Raw genomic sequence first — 16,629 nt, 5'->3', positions numbered from 1 at the left:
TTCGTCTATATCATCTAACCTAGCCTTTGCTTAGGATACCCAGAATAAAATCAAACACTGAACAGAACACATGGTATATTTGCGGATTTTTATTCTGAGTGGTGAGGAAACTCCGAATTATATAAATAACCGTCTGATTTTTATTTTTTAATCAGTCAAATAGTACTGTTTCACGGGATTTTGCAAAATAGATAAGAGCAAGGCAGGAATTAAATTAATTGGGCGTATCCCACAGGAGAAAAAACATCTGAGCACGCCAGTTGCTTTAATGGAGCAGGAACAGAAGGGAATGAGAATAAACCCCTAAATTTTAAAAAGGATTATAGAATAAACTAAAATACAGTCCGTTTTCTTGTAATGTTCTATCATTCGAGTTAACAGATACTAAAGGAATGCCCCAGTCAAGACGAACCGTGAAGCGATCGCCTTGTGACCAACGCAACCCCAGACCAACAGAAGCTAAAGTATTAGGGTCGGGATTCTCTCTAGCCGAACTATTCCAGCCAACACCAAAATCCACAAAGGGGATAACCTGTAACGTGCTAGCTATCTGGGGTAAGCGCAGAATCGGTACTTGCACTTCCGCAGAAACAAAAGTGCCATTATCCGTCAGCAGGTAATCTTGACGGTAGCCGCGAATACTATCCTGCCCACCTAAGCCAAATTGCTCTAAAGGCAAAAGTGTCCTGGATGCGAGTTGTGTATTTAAACGAAGTAAAAGTAATGTTTCAGGAGCTAAAAGGCGTGCCCACTGTGCTTGTCCTTGCCAAGCAAAAAAACGGCTATCGGGAGGATTTTGATTAATCGTGGGATTCAACACATCGATGCCCAAATTGAATTGAGAGCGTAGGGCGATGACTTCACGACTGTTACGACTCGTCCATTCTTGAAAAAATCGTAACGCAGATACCCTGGTGCGCCCCTGTTCATCAGCGCCTAAACCGGGGAAAGGTAGTCGTTCTATGTCGATATAAGAGGCTTCACTTTCCCGTCGAGAGGCTGTCAACCCAAGGGCGAATTCTTGTGTAGGAGTTTGGACTATTGGCTGGCGGAATGTCAGTTCGTAATAGCGAGAATCCGATTGGATATCTAAAACGTTGAAAGGAGGTTCAATGACATTGCTTGATGTGATGCCATAGTTGAAGGTAAGTGTCCCGTTGCGGGGATTGAGTGGTAATGTATAGCTGGCATCAAAGGAGTTGCTACCATCGGTATTAGTGTAAGCTATACCCAAAGCATCTCCCAGTCCTAATAAGTTGGCTTCATTCAATTGTAATCGGCGGCGAAAACTGCCAACGCTAGGCGATCGCCCATTATCAAGAACTATTTGGCTACTAAAGGTTTTTGCCTCACTGACCTTGACTTCTAGAAGACTCGCACCTGTGCGTGATCCTGCTGATAGTTCAGCAGACACGTTTTGAATCAAAGGATTAAGTTGTAATAGTTGCAGTGCCTCTAGTAGACGCTGCCGATTCAGAGGCGCTGTTGTCGCTATTGCTAGTCGGCTGCGGACATAATTCGGATTCAATCGCCGAGTTCCAGTTATCTGGATGTCTTCTAATTTACCTTCGACCACCTGAATCTTTACAACACCGGATTGGATTGTTTGGGGCGGGATATAAGCACCAGAAGTAATGTAACCATTTTGGACGTATAAATCAGTAATTTTAGACCGTGCTTGATACACTTCAGTCAGCGAGATCGGTCGTTTGGTAAATTCAGCAGTGGCGAGGGCTAACTCTTCAGGACTGAAGACTGTGCTACCAATAACTTCAAACCGTTCAACAACAATAGTTTGAGGAAAGTTGCCAGGGAGTGGTTCCTCAGGTTTGGGAGTTGGGACAGAGGGGGGAAATAGTTCTGCTGGTGGGGGGAGTGGTTGTGGTAGTTCAGGTGAGGGAAGTGGTGAAGGTGAGGGTGGTTGGACATCCTGTGGTGGTGGGAGTTGTTGCGACAGGATGAAATTACTAGCTGGTAGTTGTGTAGTATCAACAGCCTCAGCTTTCAGTGGACTGGAAGATATGCTGCTAAGTAATACAAGCATACTCAGCGGTAAGCAGGATACTATAAGATTCTGGGGATATTTATCAATCATCGCACTGGACTATTTTTTGCTGAGAACTATGGGATTGTACGGGGACTGCTTCAGATGTGAATCTTACTTCATCTTTTGCCGCTAATGTTGATATCTTCGGCAAATCTCAATTTAAAAGCTAAATTATTTGGTTATTGCAGACTTAAAATTATCAATGGTATTCAATCTGTAATGACGTACATGGGTAGGGGCGCACAGCTAGCTGTGCGCCCCTACGAGGATATTATGTTCATCTGTAGGTAATCGCAGATTAAGGATTATCTGGTTTCTTCAGCCTCTAATCTGTTTTGTATATTGTTTAGTCCATACCCCTTTGCTGAAACATTTCCATCAATTTACGTTTACGAGCGTGGGTTTGCATCAAGTTTTCCCGATAGGTTAACCAATCAGCTTTCTTGCCAGATTCCAAGTAGGCGATACGTGCCTTTTTCAACCATTCAACCGCGTAGTAGTAGTATTCGGCTTTACCCCCATCCATAATCTTTTCAGCACGGCGACGAGCATTAGCAATCACCCAACCAGGATTGTGAGAGATAGCAGCATCCATGACTCGGTGAATTAATTCGGAATAATAAGAACTGAGTTCACTAGCGATCGCAATTGCATCGTCAATTAGCCCCTCATGTAAGAATATATCCACCTTGGCTGATTCTGTTCCCCAACCACTATAACTACGGACAATTCTTAGCAGGTCTATTTTGACACTTCCCCAGTTTTCCCCAGCTAATTCTGCCATCTTTTGGTAGTCAACAAAGGAGGGCTTGACTTGAAAAGCCGCCTTGATTGCTAATAAAGCAGCTTCATTATTACCCAACTCAACAGCCAAATCACTTGTCCAAATTCCCAATTCGTACTGACAATTACCCGGTAAATTTAATCCACTCTGGGCTATATTTAACGCCTGTTGTAATGCCCCCTGGTCGCTGAGTGTTTTCGTTAGGGCAAAAGCCTCTTCCATTGAGTTCATCTGGATTTGAGCAGCATCAATTGCTTCTTCTACTCTGCCTAAACGCCCTAGCATTGTCAGATACTGCTGGGTTTGTTCTTCCGCTTCTGCTAAATATAAATATTCTTGGTAACGTTCTTGACGTTCGAGAATTTTTAGGCGAATTAGTGCCAAATCATCCGCGTAGTCTGGCACATCTTCTTCCCAAGCTCCCCTTTCGGTAATATTACCTTCGAGAACTTGCACTAGGGGCGGATAATCCCAACCTTGGCGTAAAGCCTCCATAACCATGCCAAAATCAGCATTCCACTCATCTTGCCAGGCTTCCAAATTTATCTGAATATCAACTTTTTCTTCTGGGGTGAGTTCAGAACTGAGAATTGCTTCACACCAAGCATTATTTAATTCTCCGACAAGTTCATCATTTTCGGCACCGTATTCGGCAACATCATCCCAATTTTGCACACAGGTAAAGGTAATCGCTTCTAAGATAGCGATCGCATTTTTACCCTCTCCCCGTTCGCTAAAATCTACCGCAGTTTGCACCACACTCAGCAATTCGTCGGCAATCGGGTCTTCTTCGCACCCTTCCTCAAAGTAGCGCACAGTATCCCGGAGAATCTGCCGGACTTGCCGCCGAAAGGGAGCCGGATCAATAGTAATATGGAGCAAAGGTTTTGTAGTTTTTTGCTGGGCAGCAGGATTAGTCATCCAACCTACATGGCGGTCAATTTCCTCAATGAGTGGTGGGTATTCTTTTACCAACTCTTGCAGCAGTCTTTGAGTTTGGATGTAATCCAGGCGATTAAGTAGTTGTTCTAGGGTGGGGCGCTGCTCAATGTTTTCTGGGTTACGCGCACAGACAAGCATAGTCGCTACAATATGTTTGCACCATCCGTCAAAGTCGTAGGCACAGGTGCAATTTACTGAAGTTAACCCACTGCTATCAAAATTTAGATTGACATGATAAGGTCTAGCTTGAGTACCTGCAACATCTGCCTGAAGTAGATTGCCACGTTGGGTAATAGCATTGACAGCACCTGCTTCATAGTAAGCCTCGCCCCGCTGGAAAGATTTGGCGTTGGAATGACGGCGGATAGTAAATTCACTAATTTGGGGAATAGACATCGAGCGATCGCCTGCGTAAAACCTCTGCATGAATCCTAAATCCAGCTTAGGTGTTAGGCTAACGCGCTGTAAAGAAATTCAAAGTTATTGACATACGGCAAGGAGGAGTTAGAACTCGAAATTTTCCGAATTCCCAAAGAACAAGTGAAGGTTAGGGTTGAACTGAAGCCTTACACCAGTGCCAAAAACCCCCTCAGAACGAATTCTGAGGCTAATAGGTATCAAAAAAATAAGTATCTAGATTTGACTATAATTACTGAAAACATCCATATTTTCGTCAGAAGCAAGTGAATCATAATTTGAAGCAACACCCGAACCTTAAATTAGTAAACAGTCATCAGTGAACAGTCCTGACGATGTATTGTGAAGGATTTGGAGTCAAGCGATAAAACTGAGAACTGAGAACTGAGAACTGTTAAAGGGGTTGCGCTGATTGACGGTCAAGTTGAGAATAAATAGGCGAAGCACACGGGGAAACTAACGTGAGTCAAGGATTTGATTACGATTTAGTCATTATAGGGGCTGGTGTAGGCGGACATGGCGCAGCCTTACACGCTGTAAGTTGCGGTCTGAAAACAGCGATTATCGAAGCTGCTGATATGGGAGGAACCTGTGTTAATCGGGGCTGCATTCCTTCTAAGGCGCTGCTGGCGGCATCTGGACGTGTGCGGGAGTTACGCAATGCCCACCACCTCAAGTCACTGGGAATTCAAATTGGTAGCGTGGAATTTGATCGCCAAGCGATCGCTGATCATGCTGGTAATCTTGTCTCAAAAATCCAAGGCGACTTAACCAACAGCCTCAAACGTCTAGGAGTCGATATTATCAGAGGTTGGGGAAAAATCGCTGGGGCACAAAAAGTCTCTATCACCGGAGACGGTGGCGAAAAAACCATCACAGCCAAAGATATTATCCTTTCCCCTGGTTCAATTCCTTTTGTACCTCCAGGGATTGAAGTAGACGGCAAAACTGTCTTTACCAGCGATCAAGGCGTTAAGTTGGAGTCGCTACCAGACTGGGTGGCGATTATTGGTAGTGGTTACATCGGTTTGGAATTTTCTGATATTTACTCAGCTTTGGGTTGTGAAATCACCTTGATTGAAGCCCTAGATCAGTTAATGCCAGGATTTGACCGAGACATTGCCAAACTTGCCGAACGGGTGCTGATTACTCCCCGCGATATTGAAACGAAAGTGGGAATATACGCTAAAAAAGTCATCCCAGGTTCACCTGTGGTGATTGAGTTAGCAGATTTCAAAACCAAAGAAGATGTAGATGTCATCGAAGTAGATGCTTGCTTGGTGGCTACAGGACGCATCCCAGCGACCAAAAATCTTGGTTTGGAGTCTGTGGGTGTGGAATTGGATCGGCGGAATTTTATTCCAGTTGACGATCGCATGGCAGTACTATCAGCTGGTGAAGTAGTGCCACATGTGTGGGCAATTGGCGACGCTAATGGGAAGATGATGTTGGCACATGCGGCCTCTGCTCAAGGCATCATCGCGGTAGAAAATATAGTTGGGAGGGAAAGAATAGTAGACTATCGCAGCATCCCCGCAGCGGCGTTTACCCACCCAGAAGTCAGCTATGTGGGCTTAACGGAAACAGCAGCTAAGGAGTTAGGACAAACCGAAGGGTTTGAAATCGGCACAAGTCGAAGTTACTTCAAAGGGAATTCTAAAGCGTTGGCAGAAAATGAAGCCGACGGGATTGCCAAGGTGATATATCGCAAAGACACCGGAGAAGTCTTGGGTGTTCACATTTTCGGACTGCACGCCTCAGACTTAATTCATGAAGCGTCAGCTGCGATCGCTAACCGTCAATCTGTCCAAAGTCTCGCACATCTAGTGCACGCCCACCCGACACTCTCGGAAGTTCTAGACGAAGCTTATAAACGAGCCATTTAGTCATTAGTCATTTGTCATTTGTCCTTTGTCAATAAACAAGGACAAATGACTAATGACCAATGACCAATGACCAATGACTAATGACAAATGACAAATGACTAATGACTAATAACTAATGACTAATTATGCAAATCCGTCGTCGTTCACCTAACCCAGCTATTAATGTATCTATATTACGTTATCAGGCTGCCATACCAGATTCAGCGCCAAACAACATTTTGGAAGAAATTGTCTGGCAGAAAGAAGTAGAAGTTGAGCAAATGCGAGAAAGGCTGCCTTTACGGGAATTACAACATCAGGCACTCTCTGCACCGCCAACCCGTGATTTTGTCGCCGCCTTGCGCCAAGGTAAGACAAAGCCAGCATTGATTGCAGAAGTTAAAAAAGCTTCACCTAGCAAAGGCGTTCTCCGAGAAGATTTTGACCCAGTAGCGATCGCCCTATCTTATCAGCAAGCCAAAGCCAGTTGTCTTTCTGTGCTAACCGATGTCAAGTTCTTTCAAGGTAGTTTTGACAACTTAGCCAAAGTTCGTGCTGCTGTAGATTTGCCCCTACTGTGCAAAGAGTTTATCATTTATCCTTACCAGATGTACTTAGCGCGGGTTCAAGGTGCAGATGCTATTTTGTTGATTGCAGCTATCCTGAGCGATCAAGATTTGCAATACTTCCTCAAAATTGCTAAGAACCTGAAAATGGCAGCCTTGATTGAAGTCCATAGCTTGGCAGAACTTGACCGTGTGTTAGCTTTAGATGGGGTCTCCTTAGTAGGAATCAATAATCGCAATTTGGAAGATTTCTCTGTTGATCTGCAAACTACTTGCCAACTTTTAGCAGCAAGGGGTAACCAATTGCAGGAGAAAAACATCCTTGTTGTCAGCGAGTCAGGACTACACAACCCAGATGATTTGAATTTGGTGGTTGCAGCAGGTGCATCTGCTGTACTCATAGGCGAATCTTTGGTCAAACAACCAGATCCCGGCGCTGCGATCGGCCGTATATTACCGAGGAATATCTGAAATAAATACCTCCCCTAAGCCCCTTAGCGCACGGCAACTAACTGCATACAGATGCATACAATAGTTGGGCAATTGGGCACACTATGCGTAGACACGCAGCACTTTGCCATCAAATATCATCAATATCTTTGCCAAATCTTCATTGCTAATCAAATTAAAGCCATAAGCAACTAGTTATTTCGTATGTAACAATTTATTGATAAGAGACAAATTCTGACTAATACAAAATCCCAAATATGAAATCAAAATTTAACTTCATGGAGCAAATTCCTTTACCTTCTCCTATTCACTACGAACTTATACTTCAACTTTTAGAAAGACAAACCATGTTAGCTGTAAATGATAATCCAGATTTACGGCATCAGGTAAATCAACTAATTATTACTCTGCGTAAAGCTGCTGTACAGCAAAAACGACTAGAAGAAATTTGCGAGTTTTCCTCTGTGACTATTGATCACCGTTGGTCGATTAATCATCATAACGATAAGAAAGTTGTTGCACCCGATTGAAGCTGATAACTTAATATCTCAACCTCAAATTTGGCATTTTTGTTAAGTTATCTTACCATCCTCAGAAAGTCTCTCTGTGTATTGAAAAGACCAGTAATCATAACTTCCGCCGCACTTGCTTGACTAAAATGCACAGTTTTTGGTGTCAATTAAAATGATTTTGGTTACAGAACTTTCTCTGCTTTGTAAGAATAGATAGAAATGCTAAATGAGGTTTTAAAATATTGGTATAAATGCTTAATTTTTACTTTGTTTAGTTAGTTTATTAAAATTCTACATATTCAGTTTTTCTATAAAAACTAATTTAATCGTTTACAATTTATACACTAATTATATTAATGATGCTATAGAAAAATTTCATCTTTATAAATATTTTAGCTTGGAAAAAGTTCATCTTGATTTATAGGCAACTGTAAATCAGCTAAAATATTGATGAGATTCTCTCTCGAATTTAACGAAAGATGAAATATAACAGCATTGACGAACTCCTCAGAAATAATCAGGCATGGGTTGCCGAGAAACTAGCTTTAGACCCAACTTACTTTGAAGAATTATCTAACGGACAAACACCACCTTTTTTATACATTGGATGTTCTGATAGCCGTCTAGCATTAACAAAGTTTACCCGTACAGAACCAGGAGAATTATTTGTACATCGTAATATTGCCAATCAAGTTTCTCTAACAGATATAAACTTTTTAGCCGTTTTAGAATACGCAATTTTACATCTTAAAGTGGAACACATTATCGTTTGTGGTCACTATGATTGCGGAGGAATTAAGGCGGCTTTAGAAGGAAGAACCATCGGAATTCTTGATAACTGGGTAAATCCGATTCGGGAACTGTATTTACACAAACAAGAAGAAATTGATGTTTTGCCAACAAGAGAAGAACGTCTGAATCGTTTGGCGGAAATCAATGTTGTGGCGCAAGTGAAAAATCTTTACCAAACTTCCATCATGCGTCAGGTACTCTATGAGCGAAAAGCACCTCTGGTTCATGGTTGGGTACTAGATATACGCACTGGGTTGATCAAAGATTTGAATGTCTCAACTTTACAATGGCAATTGCACATCTGTCCCTTACTTCTAGAGTTTAGACTCTATGCCATGTTAAAAAATGAGAGCTGATTCGGTATTAATGGGCAAACAAAAGCCTAAATTCGAGACTCGATAAATTGTGTTTATACAACTTTGATTACGAGTAAAATAAATAGTTATTTTTCATCTCAATATTTTAATACTTATGCCAAAGTTATAAAGCAATACGCTTAGGATACTTATAGATTTTTGTTTAATTAAAGTTACAAATACTAGGCAAATGATTTCTTAACTCTTTTCCTCGTTTCCATGCAGATCATGGAAATGCATTAATTAAGGCTCTGCTCAATTTATCACTGGATGCAGAGCCTCAATACCTACCCCCACAAAGAATTATTTCTTAGCAATTATCCACACTGCATGAATAATCCCAGGAATGTAACCAAAAAGTGTCAAAACTATATTAATCCAAAAGTCTATACCAAAACCTACTTGCAAAAAAACTCCCAGAGGCGGCACGAAAATGGCACACAGAATCCGAACTAAATCCATTTAAACCTCCTATTCATCTCACAAAAAATAGCTTGTTGGCAAAGTGATTTACTACTGCTCAAGCATATTTGTACCTCTCAAAGATAACATTCCCTCTCTCAATCCAGACCACGGTTAAGATGCGGTAAACCGCACTCCAGATTAGCCACCGCTAATTTTGGCTTTATAACCTAACTTGGTCAAAATATCGACAATTTTCTGCTTGTGTTCGCCCTGAATTTCAATTTCGTTATCTTTAACTGTCCCACCTGTGCCGCACTGGGTTTTTAGCTGCTTCACCAAATCTGCCAAGGTTTCTGGCTTGGCTTGAAAACCGCTAATCACTGTGACAGTTTTGCCTTTGCGTCCTTTGCGGGAAGCTTGTACTTTGAGATTTTGTTGTTGTGTGGGGAGTTCTGGAATTGGTCTTTCTGTGGCGGCGGAGTTGTCGTTGCCAAATTCGCGGTAGACAAAGCTTTTGTCAGAAGATTTAGAATTGGAAGAAGACATAAAATCTTTATTAAGAAAAATTTCAAAGGCAGTGGAAACTTCTACGCAACCATTCTGCTGGGATATCAATTTCTAGGCTAACATCACAAATCCATTGCGAGGGATTCAAACTAATTGGGCATGGGGCATTGAGTATCAGTGAAGAATTTAGTTCCCAGTCCCCAGATATAACCTAGATATGCCCCAGACTTTCTATAATAATTAAGTCCTTCCCGTCATCGAAAACAGCCCGTGACTACCACTCCCCTATCTCCAAATTCAACTGCTCAGGTTCCCGATACGCTAGGTCGTTTTGGACGCTTCGGCGGTAAGTATGTACCTGAAACGCTGATGCCTGCTCTTACTGAACTAGAAACAGCTTATCAGCAATACCGCAATGACCCTGGTTTTCAAGCAGAACTACAGCAGTTGTTACGGGACTATGTAGGACGTGCCACACCATTGTATTTCGCTGAACGCCTGACTGCTCATTATGCCCGACCCGATCGCACGGGGCCGCAAATTTACTTAAAACGTGAGGATTTAAATCATACTGGCGCTCATAAAATTAATAATGCCCTTGGTCAGGTATTGTTGGCGAAACGTATGGGTAAGCAGCGCATTATTGCCGAAACAGGTGCTGGACAACACGGTGTTGCCACAGCTACAGTTTGCGCTCGTTTTGGGCTGGAATGCGTAATTTACATGGGTGTTCATGACATGGAACGCCAAGCTTTAAATGTGTTCAGAATGCGGTTGATGGGTGCAGAAGTGCGTCCGGTGGAAGCGGGAACTGGAACCCTTAAGGATGCTACTTCTGAAGCAATCCGTGATTGGGTGACAAATGTGGAAACAACTCACTACATTCTCGGTTCAGTCGCAGGGCCTCATCCTTACCCGATGATGGTACGTGATTTTCATGCAGTAATCGGCCAAGAAACTCGCGCCCAAGCAATGGAAAAGTGGGGTGTATTGCCTGATATTCTCTTGGCTTGCGTGGGTGGTGGTTCCAATGCTATGGGACTATTCTATGAGTTTATGAATGAGCCTTCTATACGGTTCATTGGTATTGAGGCAGCAGGAGAAGGTGTCAATACTGAAAAACACGCAGCAACCTTGACAAAAGGAAGAGTCGGTGTGTTGCACGGAGCAATGAGCTATCTTCTGCAAGATGAGGATGGGCAAATCATTGAGGCACACTCAATTAGTGCAGGTTTAGATTATCCCGGTGTGGGCCCAGAACACAGTTATTTGAAGGATACTGGTCGCGCTGAATACTATAGTGTGACTGATGCAGAAGCTTTAGCGGCATTTCAGCGATTGTCGAAATTGGAGGGGATTATCCCAGCATTAGAAACAGCCCATGCGATCGCCTACCTTGAAACCCTGTGTCCTCAACTAACCGACAGTCCCCGGATTGTAATTAACTGCTCTGGACGTGGCGATAAGGATGTACAAACAGTAGCCAAGTTCTTAAATGATGCGTAAATATACTTAAAAAGCTGGGTAAAAAGCAATAATGAATCAACAATTCCAACACCCTATGCTACCGCAACCCACTCATGACGAGTTGGCACGACAAAATTTTGTGCAAAGTTTGAGAATGCACATTTTCAGGAATATCTCTCCTGGCAATAAAGTACTTTATGAAAAACTAGCCAAGCCGAAGTTTGAACAAGAACATCAGCGTTCTCCCCAGACTCGTTATGAAATTCGGGAAGTAATGCGGCACGAACCATACTACCGCTGGAGTAGTGCCCTCAAGCGTATTAACCAGGAAATATTATGGGATGCTGTAAATTCCAGTGTTGACAGACAACTGCCAGAGTTGATTGAACGTGCCAAAGATCAGGGTGCTGAACTGGGTACTTTAACTCTCGACCCAAATTTTCAAATACCTACTCATCAGCAGGCTGTAGACATTCACTGTATGCCCGGAGGATATCACAGTGAATTTACAGAGGATGATGTAGCTGCCGGCGCAACTTACGATCGCGGCGCTTACGTTTATGGTCTGGGTTGGTTGGGGCCGCTTAATGATGATATGGGGCTATCTATAGTCCAAAACTATCTTCTGCCAGAATATCCCGACTTTCGACCCAAAAAAATTCTCGATATGGGATGTTCTATCGGCAATAGCACATTACCCTATGTGGATGGTTTTCCAGATGCAGAAGTCCATGCCATAGATGTAGGCGCACCCATGCTGCGTTATGCTCATGCAAGAGCGGAATCTTTGGGCAAACGGGTACATTTCTCTCAGCAAAATGCCGAGCACACTAACTTCCCGGATGAATCTTTTGACTTAGTAGTTTCTCACATTTTACTTCATGAAATTCCCCCGCCATCTGTCCGTAAAGTTATGCAAGAATCTTATCGTCTACTGGCTCCCGGCGGAATGATGCTCCATGTGGAAGCACCCCTGTATCGTCACATGGATGTTTATACGCAGTTCGTTTATGATTGGGAAACCGCAAACAACAACGAACCCTTCTGGAGTGCTGTACGCGATCTGGATTTGGTGTCGCTAGCTACTGAGGCTGGTTTTGCAGCAGATAAGACATTCGAGAAATTTGTCCCTAATGGGGCATGGAAAGCAAACGTAACTAATAGCCTGTTTAAAAATGGTAATTCAGGCAGCCAAGGCACATGGTTTGTAGTTGCTGCAACTAAGTAAGTACGGGAAGTATACCAATTCGTAATTTGTAATTTGTAATACTCGCCTCTGGCGAGAAGCAAGCTACGTAATTGAGAAAGTCAGATTTCATCTGGGTTTCTTTCTTTTGTGTGTGTAATCTTATTTTGGGAGAATTGGTATAAAGATGGCAAAAATAGCTAAGGGTAAACGACCTGTTTACTTAGATAGTCCGCAAATTGATAAATTGTTAGCGATCGTCATGGCTTTGACTGGTGAAGTGTCCGTACTGCATGAGCGGCTAGACACTATTGAACGGTTGCTAGAAGTTAAAGGTATTTTATCGGCTACTGAGATTGAAGCTTACCAGCCGGATGCAAAAGTAACTAAGGAGCGGGAACAGTGGCGTGCGGAATACATAGCACGGGTGTTGCGTGTTGTACAGGAAGAGTTAGAAACCCTTAAGCCAAGCTAGTCGCCCAGAGGTTCTAATGGAGCAATTTATGCCATCTATATACAAATAATCATACTAATGGTAGAGGGAGTTTTTTAGCAACAGCGCAATTTTTTTGTAAGGTCGTGAATTTAAAAGTTTGCTGGTAGTTTTTGAATATAAAACGGCTTAAAGAGAGGTATATAGACCTATAAGCAATTTGTCACATGGACATTAGTTTGGTTAGATGGTCTGGAAGTTTACTTTCAGCAAATGATTAGAACAACAATCTACGGCGTTGCTTTAGGAACTATTGTTCTTGGTAGTGGCGCGATCGCTACTCCTGTAACAAATCTAACTTTTACACCAGAGTCTTCACATATCTCAAGACATACTGTTGATATCGCAGCATCTAGCAGCGACACTGCTGCTCTAGAAGAGTCGGTTTTTACCCAAATTAATGAGTACAGAGCTTCCATAGGGCAACCAGAACTGACTCGTAATTCTGCTATCGATAATCAAGCTAAGATTCACAGTCAGAACATGGCTAGTGGTAGAGTCGCGTTTGGACATGGTGGATTTCCACAACGTATTAAAGCAACCGGCATTTCCTACAGAACCGCTGGTGAAAATGTTGCTTACAACCAGGGACGTAGTGACCCGGCTACCAGAGCTGTTCAAGGCTGGCTCAAAAGTCCAGGGCATCTTGCAAATATCAAAGGTGATTTCAATAAGACGGGGATTGGTGTCGCTAGAAACAGTGCAGGCAGAGTCTACCTTACACAACTTTTCTTTCGCTAATAGATTTCGTAGAATTTAGGTTTTTTTCTCAAATTCCCCAGACTTCAGTCTGTTGGCAAAGCTTTTACTAGATATCGAATAATGTAGTTTCAATGACATTTGTCTATTGAACACTACATTATTTTTTAATAATTCATTAAAATCTGAAATTATCAGCGAAAATAACCATGATTTTATGAAGCTGACCTATTGAAGTATTGACAATTGGAAATGATTTTTTGTACTTCCCATACAAGGATGTAGCCAGATTGCCAAAATTCATCAATCCTTAATAGTATCGTGGTATATATCGTTGGAACAATAGGGTAGAGTATAAGTCTTATATCTCTACATATTACGCAATTCTCCATGTTCCGACAAACTGCTTTTGGCATCGCTTTAAGTGCGCTTGTCCTTGCTAGTGGATTAACGACTGTTCCGACACCAAATCAAAATCATTCTTCTACAAATACATCCACCCGTAATAAGCTGTTGTCACTTTTTTCCAGTCAGGTTGCAATATCGACTCCTACTTTTAAAACTACGGAGCTAGAAAAATCCGTTTTTGAGGAAATTAATCGATATCGGGCTTCTAAAGGACTGCCAAAGTTGACCCTAAATGCAAATATTACTCGACAGGCAAGAATTCATAGTCAGAATATGGCTAAAGGTAAAACCCCATTTAGCCATCAGGGATTTGAACGGCGAGTCAAAGCTATCCCTATTCGCTACAACAGTGCGGCGGAAAATGTAGCTTTCAATCGGGGATATAGTAACCCTGTGGACGAAGCTGTTACTGGTTGGATTAAAAGTCCGGGACATCTAAAGAATCTTAAAGGAAATTACAACCTCACTGGAATTGGCGTTGCTACTAATAATCAAGGCGAAGTCTACCTTACACAGCTTTTTTTCCGCGCTAGGTAGATTTAATTTCTGATTTTTTTGCACAATAATAATGTAGTGTCTGACAAGACTTTTATCTGCTAGACACTGCTATTATTTTTGAACAATTCATGACATTACAAGAATTTCAGGTGAGCGATCGCGATCTCAGTGACGCAGCCCTTGGACAGTATTTAGAATCAGATGCGATCGCAGTTGATACAGAAACGATGGGATTATTGCCGCAGCGCGATCGCTTGTGTCTTGTCCAGCTGTGCAACCCGGAAGGGAAAGTGACTGCAATTCGCATAGCCAAAGGACAAGCTGATGCCCCAAATTTAAAAAAACTTTTGGAAGCGGCGAATGTCGTAAAAGTGTTTCACTTTGCTCGGTTTGACCTTGCCACTTTGCGAGCCAATCTGGGGATTCAGGTTGTGCCTGTTTTTTGTACCAAAATTGCTAGTAAGTTAGCTCGTACTTACACCAATCGCCACGGACTTAAAGATGTGGTGCAAGAGTTAGAACAAGTAGAACTGGATAAAAGCTCTCAAAGTTCAGATTGGGGTAATGCCGCTAGTTTATCTGAAGCTCAACTGAGTTATGCTGCCAATGATGTACGCTACTTACTTAGTGTGCAACAGAAGCTAACAGAAATGCTCAAACGAGAAGAACGTTGGGAAATTGCTCAAGAATGTTTTGAATTTCTGCCAACAATAGTTTCTTTGGATTTGTTGCAATTTAAAGATTTGTTTGAACATTGATAAACGCTAAACCTGCATTGACAATAGGGAACAGGTTACAAGGAAAGGATTTCTCATTGTTCCTTATGAGCGCTGCTCATGGAGTCTTTTGCAAAAGTTATTTATCTGGAGGACAAACATTACAAGAGAAAATATTCTGTCTTTTGACTCTTGAATTGCAACTTTTCCGCTCATGAAAAATAGAGATTAGACCTCTTGGAAAATTCCTTAACACCCCACTCCTAACCTCTGCCTACAAGCAAAGAAGGGAGATTTAGATATAAGTCAAAGGTAAAGTGGGATTCTCATTATTGATTTATACAAGAGGTCTATCGCTAATTTTCTAATTTATTTGTGGTCTAAGATCCAATATTGGAATCATCAGTGTCTTTAGAAGTTTTAGATTCACTAATGCCTTCCTTGAGGTTACTAGCTCCTTCTTGAATGCCTTCCTTGAGGTTACTAGCTCCTTCTTGAATACCTTCCTTGAGGTTACTAGCTCCTTTTTTAATGGCTTCCGTCGCGCTAGTGCCTCCCTTTGGCTGATTTTCTTGGTGATTTTTGAGCCGATCTACTACATTGTAGTCATCTGCACCTGGGGGAGTTTTGGATTCAATAATGCCTTCTGTCGGGCCACCGATAGCTTTCCATGCGGCAAGACCACCTTTGAGTTGGGAGACATGCTCAAATCCATTAGAACGCAGTTGTTGCGCTGCTTGGGCAGTTTCTTCTTCATTAGCACCGTAAATGTAAATATCACGGCTTTTATCCAAAGAAGGTACTGCACGCTGTACCAATTCGTCTATTGGCATCGGCATCGCTCCCATAATGTGACCTTCGTTGAAGGTGTTGCGATCGCGCACATCCAGTATTGTAAAAGCTGGTTCGCCCCATTCTAGACGAGACTTCAGCACATGAACATCAGATTGTGCTTCTATTGGTGGTTGTGGGGGAATGATGCCGCCGACTAAATTGTTAACCATAGCTATTCCTGACTGACGATATTAATAGCAATTTAACGGACTAAATATATTGAATTAATCTTTCTATGGGCTGAATCTACTCAAAGTCTCTCTTGAGATAGAGTAGCTATTTGAAATATTTTCTACCATTTAATCCATTGCAAATACAGACTAATTAGACTATTGAAAGGGATTTTTATTATATTAATTTTATTAAATTTTTGGATATTTAATTATTTAAACAGATTGTGAATAAATTTAAATTTATTAAATTTACTACCTAGAATATAGTATAAAAGTTGAAATTTTTGGGAGCATCCAGTTTTGGAAGATTTACCATTTCTGAGAAAATGTAGAAGGAAATAACCCTGTGCGATCGCTGACTATGAGCCAAGAGAAACAAGAACGGATCAAAGCCTGCTTACAAGAACTGGCAACATTACTGTACTCGGAAGCTGATAAGAGTCAGTTAATAGACCTCGAAGGTATAGAAAAAACAGTTCGTAGCCAAATATTGGAATATGTCGGCCCAGAAA

At 42.0% G+C, this 16,629-nt stretch carries 14 protein-coding genes and 2 pseudogenes; 11 read left to right on the top strand and 5 right to left on the bottom strand.

Translation table 11 applies throughout. The features are described 5' to 3' along the window. Positions 1–310: 310 nt before the first annotated feature. Positions 311–2,095, bottom strand: coding sequence for a ShlB/FhaC/HecB family hemolysin secretion/activation protein (locus tag F8R90_RS09660; protein ID WP_196510566.1), 1,785 nt, complete (start codon positions 2,093–2,095; stop codon positions 311–313). A 298-nt stretch (positions 2,096–2,393) separates the two neighbouring features. Next, entirely contained in the window at positions 2,394–4,169 is a 1,776-nt protein-coding gene (locus F8R90_RS09655; protein ID WP_196510582.1) for an SWIM zinc finger domain-containing protein, read from the bottom strand. 482 nt (positions 4,170–4,651) lie between these two features. Here F8R90_RS09655 and lpdA point away from each other — a divergent pair, with 482 nt between their 5' ends. From lpdA to F8R90_RS09635, 4 genes are all read left to right on the top strand, one after another. Further along, entirely contained in the window at positions 4,652–6,076 is a 1,425-nt protein-coding gene (lpdA, locus tag F8R90_RS09650; RefSeq protein ID WP_196510565.1) for a dihydrolipoyl dehydrogenase, read from the top strand. Positions 6,077–6,201: 125 nt separating this feature from the next. Next, positions 6,202–7,092 carry an indole-3-glycerol phosphate synthase TrpC gene (trpC, locus tag F8R90_RS09645; RefSeq protein ID WP_196510564.1) on the top strand — a complete coding sequence of 297 codons (891 nt, stop codon included), beginning with the start codon at positions 6,202–6,204 and terminating at the stop codon, positions 7,090–7,092. A gap of 257 nt (positions 7,093–7,349) precedes the next feature. After that, on the top strand, positions 7,350–7,601 hold the full coding sequence (locus tag F8R90_RS09640; protein ID WP_190890114.1) for a DUF5340 domain-containing protein: 252 nt from the start codon (positions 7,350–7,352) through the stop codon (positions 7,599–7,601). A 461-nt stretch (positions 7,602–8,062) separates the two neighbouring features. Then, on the top strand, positions 8,063–8,731 hold the full coding sequence (locus F8R90_RS09635) for a carbonic anhydrase (RefSeq protein ID WP_196510563.1): 669 nt from the start codon (positions 8,063–8,065) through the stop codon (positions 8,729–8,731). A 303-nt stretch (positions 8,732–9,034) separates the two neighbouring features. Here F8R90_RS09635 and F8R90_RS09630 read toward each other — a convergent pair whose 3' ends face one another. Further along, entirely contained in the window at positions 9,035–9,193 is a 159-nt protein-coding gene (locus F8R90_RS09630; RefSeq protein WP_012410519.1) for a YqaE/Pmp3 family membrane protein, read from the bottom strand. Between the two features lie 141 nt (positions 9,194–9,334). Further along, the gene (locus F8R90_RS09625) at positions 9,335–9,682 is read right to left on the bottom strand and encodes a translation initiation factor (protein ID WP_196510562.1); all 348 of its coding nucleotides are present in this window, start codon (positions 9,680–9,682) and stop codon (positions 9,335–9,337) included. A 231-nt stretch (positions 9,683–9,913) separates the two neighbouring features. Between F8R90_RS09625 and trpB the strand changes: the two genes are divergently transcribed. From trpB to F8R90_RS09595, 6 genes are all read left to right on the top strand, one after another. Next, positions 9,914–11,149, top strand: a complete 1,236-nt coding sequence (gene trpB, locus F8R90_RS09620; protein WP_196510561.1) for a tryptophan synthase subunit beta — start codon at positions 9,914–9,916, stop codon at positions 11,147–11,149. Positions 11,150–11,180: 31 nt separating this feature from the next. After that, the gene (locus F8R90_RS09615) at positions 11,181–12,338 is read left to right on the top strand and encodes a class I SAM-dependent methyltransferase (protein WP_230966222.1); all 1,158 of its coding nucleotides are present in this window, start codon (positions 11,181–11,183) and stop codon (positions 12,336–12,338) included. Between the two features lie 145 nt (positions 12,339–12,483). Next, on the top strand, positions 12,484–12,771 hold the full coding sequence (locus F8R90_RS09610) for a hypothetical protein (protein WP_196510560.1): 288 nt from the start codon (positions 12,484–12,486) through the stop codon (positions 12,769–12,771). A gap of 231 nt (positions 12,772–13,002) precedes the next feature. Further along, complete coding sequence (locus tag F8R90_RS09605; protein ID WP_196510559.1) at positions 13,003–13,530, top strand: CAP domain-containing protein; 528 nt, start codon at positions 13,003–13,005, stop codon at positions 13,528–13,530. Between the two features lie 348 nt (positions 13,531–13,878). After that, entirely contained in the window at positions 13,879–14,433 is a 555-nt protein-coding gene (locus tag F8R90_RS09600; protein ID WP_196510558.1) for a CAP domain-containing protein, read from the top strand. 89 nt (positions 14,434–14,522) lie between these two features. Further along, a complete protein-coding gene (locus tag F8R90_RS09595; RefSeq protein WP_196510557.1) occupies positions 14,523–15,152 on the top strand; it encodes a ribonuclease D in 630 nt (209 codons plus the stop codon). Between the two features lie 515 nt (positions 15,153–15,667). On the opposite strand, the pseudogene F8R90_RS09590 reads toward F8R90_RS09595, so the two are convergent. Next, positions 15,668–16,114: pseudogene (locus F8R90_RS09590) on the bottom strand (rhodanese-like domain-containing protein); the annotation flags it as partial. 364 nt (positions 16,115–16,478) lie between these two features. Here F8R90_RS09590 and F8R90_RS09585 point away from each other — a divergent pair. Further along, positions 16,479–16,629 (top strand): annotated as a pseudogene (locus F8R90_RS09585) (ISKra4 family transposase); the annotation flags it as partial.

The sequence above is a fragment of the Nostoc sp. NZL genome, assembly GCF_015714705.1.
GTDB classification, from domain to species: Bacteria; Cyanobacteriota; Cyanobacteriia; order Cyanobacteriales; family Nostocaceae; genus Nostoc; species Nostoc foliaceum_A.
The sequence above is the reverse complement of the archived record's forward strand: the minus strand, read 5'-3'. Positions and strand labels throughout refer to the sequence as shown.